This window comes from Alkalihalophilus lindianensis (assembly GCF_032843265.1).
GTDB classification, from domain to species: Bacteria; Bacillota; Bacilli; order Bacillales; family Bacillaceae_D; genus Alkalihalophilus; species Alkalihalophilus lindianensis.
The window spans coordinates 1-235 of record NZ_JAWJBA010001053.1; the positions used below are offsets into that span (position 1 = coordinate 1).

At 70.2% G+C, this 235-nt stretch carries 1 pseudogene; it reads right to left on the reverse strand.

Annotation, left to right across the window (positions count from 1 at the left end):
* Positions 1-235, reverse strand: a pseudogene (locus tag RYX56_RS26865) (GTPase HflX); the annotation flags it as partial.

Below are 235 nucleotides of genomic sequence, written 5' to 3' on the forward strand. Positions count from 1 at the left end.
CGCAGTCGCGCCATGCGATCGCGGATCAGCCGGCGGTCGGCCTCGATCTGCGTTTCGCCGGGACCGCCAAGGAAGCCGAAGCCGCCGCGCTGCCGCTCGAGGTGGGTCCAGCTCCGCACCAGCCGGCCGGCCTGATAATCGAGGTGCGCGAGCTCGACCTGCAACCGCCCTTCGGCCGTGGCGGCGCGTCCACCGAAGATTTCGAGGATCAGGCCAGTGCGGTCGATCACCTTGG